A 10,282-nucleotide genomic window follows, 5' to 3' on the forward strand; every position below is an offset into this window, starting at 1 on the left:
GAATTCCTGCAAGCCCGTACCGTCATCAACTACGATAATACGTTTCGACACATTAACCTGTGGTGCCGCCAAACCGACACCGTCGGACACACGCATAGTTTCCGCCATATCATCTAAGAGCTGGCGCATTTTTTTATTTACAAAATCTACAGGCTCTGCTACCTGTTTTAAGACAGGATGACCTGCTTTAATAATTTCTAATACCATATTGCCTCCTATTAAACGGGATCCACGTCAATTTGCAGTCCCTCTTGTGTAAAAATCCACGATGTATATATATATTCTTTTATTTTCTCTAAATGATTACCCCGCACCATAATCGCTACGCGATATAAATCGCGCACCTTTTTTATGCCTTCCTGATAGGGTCCCATCACATCCAGTCCCCCCGGTACGGCAAACGGTTCCAGCGCCGCTACTATACGCTCCGCTATGTCCATGGCTTTCGCTTCCTCTTTATGTTGAATGCGAAAATGCATCATAGAACCTAATGGCGGATACCCCAGTAATTCACGAGCTTTTATTTCTTCTTCGTAAAAACCCACATAGTCATGAGCCTTACTCTTTATTATAGCATAATGTAAAGGATTATAGGTCTGAATTACAACTTGACCTTTACCGGTACTGCGCCCGGCTCGTCCCGCTACCTGCGTAAGTAAGTCAAACGTCCGTTCCGATGCGCTGTATAAAGGAATATTCAGTACCGAATCGGCCGTTAAAACCCCCACTGCGGTTACCCCTTTAAAATCATGCCCTTTGGCCACCATTTGCGTGCCCAGCAAAATATCATAACGTCCTTCACCAAAATCGTTTAGAATCTGTTCGCCATTGCCTTTTTTGGCTGTCACATCTTGATCGAGCCGCGCTATACGGGCACCGCGGAAATTGCGCTGCAATTCCTCTTCCACCTTCTGCGTACCGGAGCCGAAGAATTTTATCTTCTGACTGCCGCAATGAGGACAAACCGTAGGTACCGGTTCATGATGTTCACAGTAATGACAACGCAATTCTTCACCTTCACGATGGTACACCATGGCAATATCGCAGTGAGGACATTTGATGGGTTCACCGCAATCGCGACACATGACAAAAGTACTAAAACCGCGACGATTTAAAAGGATAATCATTTGCTCTTTATTGGCTAAGGTCTGGCGAATTAAATGACTCATAGCACCGGAAAAAACAGAATAATTACCGTAAACCATTTCTTCCTTCATGTCAATAATCTGTACTTTAGGCAAGGGCTGATGAAAAATTCGATGTTTCAATTCCAGTAAGGTATATTGTCCCTGTTTTGCCAAGTAGTACGATTCAATCGATGGCGTGGCGGACCCCAAAATGAGGGGACAACTATTAGCTTCGGCACGCCAACGGGCTACCATGCGTGCATGGTAACGCACCATGTCTTCCTGCTTGTACGAAGTATCATGTTCTTCGTCCACGATGATTAAACCGATATCATCAGTGGGAGCAAACACGGCGGACCTGGCACCGATAATAATATGGCTGTCCTTACGTCGTAAGCGCTCCCAATTATTATACCGTTCGCTGATGGTAAGCTTACTGTGAAAAACAACTACTTCGTCGCCGAAAGTATCCACGAAACGCTTTACAATCTGATTGGTCAGCATAATTTCCGGCACTAACACGATGGCAATTTTATCTTTAGTCAAACAATCCTTAGCAGCCTTCATATAAATCTGCGTTTTACCGCTGCCCGTTACGCCATGAAGCAAGAATGTACCAGCTTCACTTGCCAGCACCGCTTTTTGAATGGGCTCATAGCAGCGTAATTGTTCGTCCGTTAATGGTAAATCCTTGGCTTGACGGGCATCAAACTTCGTCTTTGTCTTACTGTATCGTTCTTCTACGGTAATGCCTTCATAGGTCATAACCTGTTTTATAACGGGTAAAGTAAATCCGTCTTTTTGTAGACTATGAACTGATGCGGTACCCAACTCCTGTAAATAAAAGCCAAGTTCCCTTTGACGTTTTCGCTTCGGCGGAATATGTTCCGGCTTAAACCAAGGTTCAACCAGTAACCATTGTTCCTTTGGGCGTCCATAGCTTTTTAATTGCTTTTTATCGATTGTAAATAAACTGAGAGCTTCGGACAACGCACAAAGATAATACTCACTTAAGCGCTTCGCCGTAGCCAGCATTTCCGGCGTAAACCATGGTTCCTTATCCAATACTGCTTGGATAGGTTTAATTTGATACGACGGTATTTCTTCCAGCTCACGATAGCCGATAAGAATTCCTTCTTCACGAGTACGCCCCAAAGGGACAGCTACACGTGTACCCGGCATAATCGTGCCTAAATGTTCCGGCACGGCATAGCTGAACGGACTATTCATTTTTTTAGCCGGTCGATTGATAATAACCTCTGCTACACGCATGCTATCCCTCCTTTGCAGTATTTTTTATTATACCATTTTTTTCGATATTTTTAAATAATAGACAGGTCAATTCGAATACAAATAATGCGTATTTTGAGTATGGACTCTAAAAAATTCCCTCCCCGAACTTCGTTAATGAATAAGTGGCTCGCAGAGGGAATTTACTTTGCCTTTTTCAGGCAATTATTTAATTATTCTTTCGTCAAATCCTTATATTCAGGGATCCATTTAATGGACTTCACTGTTTTTGGTACTTCCTCTTTAGTAATTTTCGCCAAATTCTGAGCGACTGCTTCTTCGGCAACAGCAATGGCAATCGTTTCGGAGAATTCCGTAAGTTTTGATACCGGTGGAATCGTAGCCGCCCCGGTTTCGTCACATCAATGATACCGCCCAAGGAATGCGCCGCTTTGGATATCATTTGGTCTGTCAAAAGTTTAGCTCCAGCCGCAATAGCACCAAGTCCAAGGCCCGGATAAATCAAAGCATTATTGGCCTGACCAATGTCATACGTAACACCATTATAAGAAACCGGTTTAGCCGGAATCCCCGTTGCTACCAAGGCTTTGCCATCCGTCCAAGTAATGAGCTGTTCCGCCGTTGCTTCAGCCAGTTCAGTAGGATTACTTAACGGGAAGATAATAGGACGTGCCGTATGAGCTGCCATTTCTTTTACAATTGCTTCCGTAAAGGCACCGCTCTTAGTGGAAGTGCCTACCAAAATTGTCGGATGAATGGCTTTAACGCAGTCTTCAAGGGTCGTTAATTTCTTCGTATCGCCGCCTAAATACGCTTTAACATAGTCATTAGCTTCCAATTCACTGCGTTTACGGGCAAACGGTTTTTGTTCCGGTGTTAAATCATCCATATCGTCGAATAAAAGACCCTGTTTATCTACCAAGTAGAATTTCTTGATAGCCTCTTCACTCGGTACGCCTTGGTCCACATATTCTTGTAAAACGCGATTAGCAATACCGCAACCGGCCGTACCGGCACCGAAGCACATATACACTTGGTCTTTTAATTCTTCACCGGAAATTTTTAAACCACCTAAAATACCGGCTAAGGAAATAATACCGGTTCCTTCAATATCATCGTTAAAAACAGGGTATTTATCTTTATACGCATTTAAAATATTGGCTACATTATCACGACCGAAGTCTTCAAAATGAAGATATAAATTAGGGAATAATTTTTCAACAGTTTCTACGAATTGATCTACAAATTTATAGTACGGTTCACCGCTCACACGTTTATGTTTATTGCCCAAATATAACGGATCATCCAAAAGTTCTTGACGATTGGTACCCACATCGAGCACAACCGGTAATACGCGCTGTGGGTCTAAACCGGCGGCCGCCGTATACACCATCAATTTACCGATGGAAATGGCAACCCCGTTAAGGCCCCAGTCACCGATACCCAAAATAGCTTCCGCATCGGTTACGACAATTAAATTAATATCACGGCCATAGGCAGCATTTTTTAAAGCGGCTTCCATATTTTCCGGGTTATCAATCGATAAAAAGGCAGAATTCTGCGGCGTTGTATAATATTCGCTGTAATTACGAATCGTATCGGCAATACATGGGTCATACACAATCGGCAAAAACTCTTCAACATGCTGACTGAACAAATAGTAGAACAAGGTACGGTTATGGCTAAACACCTTCATTAGGAAATGGCGTTTATCCACATCGTTAGTTTTCATAGACATAGCTTTATATGCCTGATCTGCCTGCTCTTCAATGGTCTGAATTTTGTCGGGAATCATACCCTTTAACTTAAACAGTTCACGTTCTTCAGCAGTGAATGCCGTTCCCTTATTTAAAAAAGGGTCATTAATAATATCATATGCATTTTTCATATAAATCCTCCTTCTGAATTACCGATAATTCAAAAACAAAAATTACATACGTTATCAGGGGATTATGAACGCCGATAATTGATAAACTAATTCAGTATCAAAACATGCTATATCGATATATTTAAACTTTTCTTCTTTAATTATACAATAAGTATTACTGTCATGGTCAAACATTTTTTCAATAAAGAAAATAATTTCACAAATTGAATAAAAAAATCCGGCATGGTAAGTAATAATATATCTCAACCGGAGTAAGTAATAATATCTTTCAACAAAAAACAGAGACCATATCGAAGATACAGTCTCTGCTCTATAGATTTGAAATTAAAACCAGCTTGTTAAAATGTAAGCCATTTAAAGCAGTCTGTTTAATTTCAGATTATTTAATTATAAACCAGCTTCTTTGCGAAGAACATCAGCTTTATCAGTGTGTTCCCAAGGCAAATCAACATCGGTACGACCGAAGTGACCGTAAGCTGCCGTCTGATGATAGATTGGGCGGAGCAAATCAAGCATTTCAATAATGCCGGCCGGACGAAGGTCAAAATGTTTCTTAACGAGTTCGCCGATTTGCTGTTCGGAGATTTTACCTGTACCGAAAGTTTCTACCATGATGGATACAGGTTTAGCTACGCCGATAGCATAAGCAATCTGAATTTCACATTTATCGGCAAGACCGGCTGCTACGATGTTTTTAGCTACATAACGAGCTGCATAGGCCGCACTGCGGTCAACTTTTGTAGGATCCTTACCGGAGAATGCACCACCGCCGTGACGAGCCATACCGCCGTAAGTATCAACGATAATCTTACGACCTGTTAAGCCGGCGTCGCCTTGCGGGCCGCCGATTACAAAACGACCGGTTGGGTTGATGAAGAATTTAGTGTTTTCATCAACAAAACCTTCCGGTAATACCGGTTTAATAACCAATTCTTTAAGGTCTGCTTCGATTTGTTCACGGGATACTTCAGGACCGTGCTGCGTGGAAATTACGATGGTTTCAATACGTTTAGGCACGCCGTCAACGTATTCAACAGTTACCTGAGTTTTACCGTCCGGACGAAGGTAAGGCAAAGTACCGTCTTTACGAACTTTAGTCAATTGACGGGATAAGCGATGTGCAAGAGCAATAGGCATTGGCATGAATTCTTCGGTTTCGTTAGTTGCATAACCAAACATCATCCCTTGGTCGCCGGCACCGATTTTATCAAATTTATCTGCGCCGCCTTCACGGGTTTCCAACGCATCGTCTACACCCATAGCGATATCGGCAGATTGTTCGTCAATAGCTACATTAACGCCGCAAGTATCGCAGTCAAAACCGTATTTAGCACGAGTATACCCGATTTCGCGAATCGTTTCACGAACAATATGATTAATATCTACATAACAGTTAGTGGAAATTTCACCCACTACATGAACTTGACCTGTTGTTACAAGTGTTTCACATGCTACATGTGCCGTTGGATCTTGCGCAATAATCGCATCAAGTACGGCGTCTGAAATTTGGTCAGCGATTTTATCAGGATGACCTTCCGTTACGGATTCAGATGTGAAAAATACATGTTTTTCAGCCATTTACCCTTTACCTCCATAAAAAAATTCCTCATCAGCCAAGCGATGAGGAATAGAACCCCATCTTTCGGCATATACCGTCGGACTTAGCACCTTTTCACATGAATGGTTGCTGTAGCTTCACAGGGCCTTTCCCTCCACTACTCTTGATGAGACAAAAATTACTATTAATTTAATTGTGATAGTTTATATCACTGATTCATTATACTATGGAATTACAATTCTGCCAAGGCTGAAATAATTCGCTTAGCGACATCACTTTTTGTCATAAGTGGTAATTGCATAATTTGACCACCCGGATAAATAAAAGTAACTTCATTGGTATCAACGTTAAAGCCTGCATTTTGTTTGCTTACATCATTAGCTACGAGCATATCAAGATTTTTGTTAAGTACCTTTGATTTGCCGTACTCGATGACATTTTGTGTTTCCGCTGCAAAGCCGATAAGTTTTTGATGAGTTTTATTCGCACCTAGACCTTTCAAGATATCCGGATTCTTAACGAGTTTAAGCTCTAAGGTATCCATTTTCTTGATTTTGGTATCTGCCATGTTCTCCACGCGGAAATCCGCTACAGCTGCCGCCATAATTACGGCATCACAGTTTTCATAACGACTGTTAACGGCTTCTTCCATATCGCGAGCTGAGTCAACAGGCACAAATTCCACGCCATATGGCACCGGCAACGCGCTCGGTGCTGATATTAAAATCGTACGAGCCCCGGCCAAAGCTGCTTGTTCAGCCACAGCGTAACCCATTTTGCCGCTGGAACGATTGCCGATATAGCGAACCGGATCGATAGCTTCCTGCGTACCGCCGGCCGTAACAATAACAGTTTTACCTTCCAGTAAATCACTTTTCATCATATGGAAGGACAACCATTCCACAATTTTAGCCGGTTCCGGTAAACGGCCCTTGCCGACTATACCGCAAGCCAAGTGACCGCTGTCGGCTTCCAAAATATGCATCCCCAACTCCCGTAAGGTATTCATATTACGCTGTGTAATCGGGTTTTCATACATATTAGTATTCATCGCCGGACATAAGAAAATAGGCGCTTCGGTAGCCAATAGCTGCGTAGTCAACATATCATCAGCAATTCCGGCTGCCATTTTGCCAAGCACATTAGCCGTAGCCGGTGCCACTAAATAGGCATCAGCCCATCGAGCTAATGAAATATGCTCCACATTCCAATCATGTACATCTTCAAACATTTTAACAGCCACCGGATGGCCGCTGATTTCGCCGAAAGTCATAGGTGATACAAACTTGGTGGCGTTTTCTGTCATAACGACTTTAACTTCCGCTCCCAATTTACGTAAGCGGCTAACCACCTCTACAGCTTTATAGGCAGCAATACCGCCCGATACGCCTACAATTATGTGTTTATTTTTCATCCTCTGCCCCTGTTGGAATTAAAATTTAATTATTTAATACCGTCTTTGGTACGTGTAAAACCGATTTTATCTTCCGCAATTTCATGTAATGCTACCGATACCGGTTTATCTGTGTCGAGACCGGATACTAAAGCATGGTCACCATCGGTAAGCTCACGAGCACGTTTCGCTGCCAAAGTAACCAAAGTGTATTTACTGTCTACATGTTTTTCCAAGTCTTTTAATAAAGGTTTTACCATCATAACGCATTACTCCTTTTTCCCGCCATACTGTTTATAAATGTACTGGATTTTTTCTTTATTTCGTTTAATTTTGCAAGCTTCAGCTCGTAAAATAGACGCAACTTTTTCAACCGCATCGGGCAACACATCATTTACTACGATATAGTCATAGCGATGAGCCAACGCAAGTTCCGAACTGGCTTTCGACAATCGCTTGTCAATGACATCGGCCGCATCCGTCCCACGATCGCGCAAACGATTCGACAAAATATCTAAAGACGGCGGTACGATATAAATAAAAACGGCTTCGCTAAAGCGCTCTTTAACTTGCATAGCACCTTGAATATCAATTTCCAAAATAACGCTCTTACCTTCTGACAACAAGTCCATTACATGTTGTTTTGGCGTACCGTAAAAATTGTCGTACACCTGTGCATATTCAAGAAATGCATCTTCTTTAATTAAACGCTGAAACTCTTCTTTATCTCTAAAAAAGTAGCTAACCCCTTCTTCTTCACCGACACGGGGTGCACGAGTTGTCATCGATACGGAATATACAAGATTAGGCATTTGCTGGCGAAGGGCCGCACAAATTGTGCCTTTACCCGCACCCGAAGGGCCGGATAAAACAATTAAGATTCCTCTATCCGACATAATAACACCTACGCTTCCGTTGTTTCAGACGGTGTAGCCTGTACAATACGATGTGCTACGGTTTCCGGTTGGATAGCGGATAAAACGATTTGACCGCTGTCCATAACGAGAACGGCACGAGTCTTACGACCATATGTAGCATCAACGAGTACGCTCTTTTCGCGAGCATCTTGAATCATTCGCTTAATAGGAGCCGATTCAGGACTGATAATCGCAATGAGGCGATTTGCTGAAACCATATTACCAAACCCGATGTTTAAAAGTTTTGTATTCATACTTAGTGACTCCTTACTCTACTACCTACTCTATGTTTTGAATTTGCTCTCTAATCTTCTCTAATTCACATTTCAATACTACAACGCGGTCAGTAATTTCTAAATCAGATCCTTTTGATCCCATCGTATTTACTTCACGATTCATTTCCTGTAACAAGAAATCTAATTTACGGCCAATCGGTTGATTCTCTTTGAGTGTGTCTTTTAATTGTACCACATGTGAGCCAAAACGTACAATTTCTTCTGTAATATCTGTTTTGTCACTCATAATGGCTACTTCCTGCAAAAATCTATCCATGTTGATATCTAAATCAGTTTTAGACAAGGTTGCTTCAATGCGTTGTTGCAAACGTGTTTCATATTTCTTTACAGCTGCTGTTTTGTTGGCATCTACGGCTTTTAACACATCTTCCAGTTTGGTAATACGACTTTCGATTTCTTTTGCTAAATGTTCCCCTTCGGCAGCCCGCATATTTATTACGCCGGTGAGAGCATCACCTAATGCCTTTAAAGCCGTTTCTTGAAGCTTCGATTCTTCAAAAGGAACATCTTCTAAAAGAAGCCAATCCTGAGATACGGTCATCATATCTCGCAAGGCCACTTTCTTAATATCTTGAGCAAAACCGTTTTTAACCAAAAACTCGCGAATCTGCAATGCCAATGATTCGTTCACGGTAAAAACTTTTTCCCGATCCCGTGTATTGCGTAGCGAAATATTGACTTCCACTTTGCCGCGTTGCAATACACTTTTAATCTGACGGCGCAGCTCATTTTCAAAAAAATTCAACATGGATGGCATATTAATATGCAGATCCAAAAACCTTGAATTAACCGTTTTTATTTCAACCGTAATCTGTAATGCCTCATCTGCGGCTATACCACGACCGAAGCCCGTCATGCTGTTCATAATAAAATAGGTCCTTTCCTTTAATTTTCGTCAATTTTCCTTATTTTTAGATTATTTTCTTATTGTTTACATTTTAACATGTTAGGCCTATAGGGTAAAGCGTTCAAATAGGTCATAAGTGTGATATACTTAAATAATAAGTATGTTTAGTAAAGGAGCAATTTATGAATTTAGATGGCTTAACCTTAGCCGTTTTGACCAAAGAACTTTCCGATCAATTAGTGACCGGTCAAATCCAGCGGCTATTACAAATAGATAAAACCACAATTGTTTTAAAAGTTAATACTCACCAGGGTAATAAAGACCTGGTTATTACGGCCGGCAATTTACCGGCTTGTTATCTCAGCCACGGCATTACGGATTTACCGAAAGAACCGACTGCGCTTTGTATGTTTTTACGCAAACATTTGGAAGGCGCTCGTATTACGGCAATCAAACAATTGAACGGTGACCGAATTCTGCGCATCAATGCAGACAAGCTGGCTCTTGACGGATCCCTTATTTCGAATCGAATTTACATTGAACTAATGGGTAAATATTCCAACTGTATTTTCGTTCAAGACGGCCAGATTCTGGAAGCACTCATTCACGTTACACCGCTCATGAACCGTGAACGTTCCATCGCGCCTAAACTCACTTATGAGTTACCGCCGAACAGCGAACGGGGCAGCCTTTTTGAGTTCAGCAACGAAGAAATCGGCGAATTACTTCACAACTTCGGTCAAGGCACCGTAGCCGAAACAATTCGTCGTATTTTTAACGGTTTCGGTCCGGCTCTATTAAAAGAGGTATGTTATGAAGCCGGTGTAACCGAAAAAACGGAGTTCACATCACTCACTGCGGAACAAATTACGTCTCTTGCAGCGGCTCTCATCAATTTAAAAGAGGCTATTAATGATGCCAAGCAATTATATGAATACGAAAATGCGAACCATAAAAAGTTTTACAGCCCTGTGCCCCTTACCTATTTATTGGCGCAAGGCGGTC

Annotated in this window: 10 protein-coding genes and 1 riboswitch; of the genes, 1 reads left to right on the forward strand and 9 read right to left on the reverse strand. The window is 41.8% G+C overall.

Translation table 11 applies throughout. From position 1 onward, the window contains the following. From E7204_RS04480 to E7204_RS04520, 9 genes are all read right to left on the reverse strand, one after another. A partial coding sequence (locus E7204_RS04480) for a peptide deformylase (RefSeq protein WP_295182005.1) occupies positions 1–207 on the reverse strand: 207 nt, incomplete at its 3' end. A gap of 11 nt (positions 208–218) precedes the next feature. Then, positions 219–2,399, reverse strand: a complete 2,181-nt coding sequence (gene priA, locus E7204_RS04485; protein WP_295182008.1) for a primosomal protein N' — start codon at positions 2,397–2,399, stop codon at positions 219–221. A gap of 238 nt (positions 2,400–2,637) precedes the next feature. Continuing rightward, positions 2,638–4,266, reverse strand: a complete 1,629-nt coding sequence (locus tag E7204_RS04490) for a malolactic enzyme (protein ID WP_295182011.1) — start codon at positions 4,264–4,266, stop codon at positions 2,638–2,640. Positions 4,267–4,653: 387 nt separating this feature from the next. Then, positions 4,654–5,844 carry a methionine adenosyltransferase gene (gene metK, locus E7204_RS04495; RefSeq protein ID WP_021841791.1) on the reverse strand — a complete coding sequence of 397 codons (1,191 nt, stop codon included), beginning with the start codon at positions 5,842–5,844 and terminating at the stop codon, positions 4,654–4,656. A gap of 54 nt (positions 5,845–5,898) precedes the next feature. Further along, positions 5,899–5,997: riboswitch (SAM riboswitch) on the reverse strand. A gap of 59 nt (positions 5,998–6,056) precedes the next feature. Next, positions 6,057–7,238, reverse strand: coding sequence for a bifunctional phosphopantothenoylcysteine decarboxylase/phosphopantothenate--cysteine ligase CoaBC (coaBC, locus tag E7204_RS04500; protein ID WP_295182013.1), 1,182 nt, complete (start codon positions 7,236–7,238; stop codon positions 6,057–6,059). Positions 7,239–7,267: 29 nt separating this feature from the next. After that, positions 7,268–7,480 (reverse strand): DNA-directed RNA polymerase subunit omega, encoded by a 213-nt coding sequence (gene rpoZ / locus E7204_RS04505; protein ID WP_127058152.1) that lies wholly within the window; start codon positions 7,478–7,480, stop codon positions 7,268–7,270. A 6-nt stretch (positions 7,481–7,486) separates the two neighbouring features. After that, complete coding sequence (gmk, locus tag E7204_RS04510) at positions 7,487–8,113, reverse strand: guanylate kinase (protein WP_021841788.1); 627 nt, start codon at positions 8,111–8,113, stop codon at positions 7,487–7,489. An 8-nt stretch (positions 8,114–8,121) separates the two neighbouring features. Continuing rightward, entirely contained in the window at positions 8,122–8,388 is a 267-nt protein-coding gene (remA, locus tag E7204_RS04515; protein ID WP_006556813.1) for an extracellular matrix/biofilm regulator RemA, read from the reverse strand. Positions 8,389–8,413: 25 nt separating this feature from the next. Next, on the reverse strand, positions 8,414–9,295 hold the full coding sequence (locus E7204_RS04520) for a YicC/YloC family endoribonuclease (RefSeq protein WP_295182022.1): 882 nt from the start codon (positions 9,293–9,295) through the stop codon (positions 8,414–8,416). A 164-nt stretch (positions 9,296–9,459) separates the two neighbouring features. Between E7204_RS04520 and E7204_RS04525 the strand changes: the two genes are divergently transcribed. Continuing rightward, the coding region (locus E7204_RS04525) for an NFACT family protein (protein ID WP_295182025.1) at positions 9,460–10,282 on the forward strand (823 nt) is incomplete at its 3' end.

The sequence above is a fragment of the Veillonella sp. genome, assembly GCF_015058545.1.
Taxonomy (GTDB): domain Bacteria; phylum Bacillota; class Negativicutes; order Veillonellales; family Veillonellaceae; genus Veillonella_A.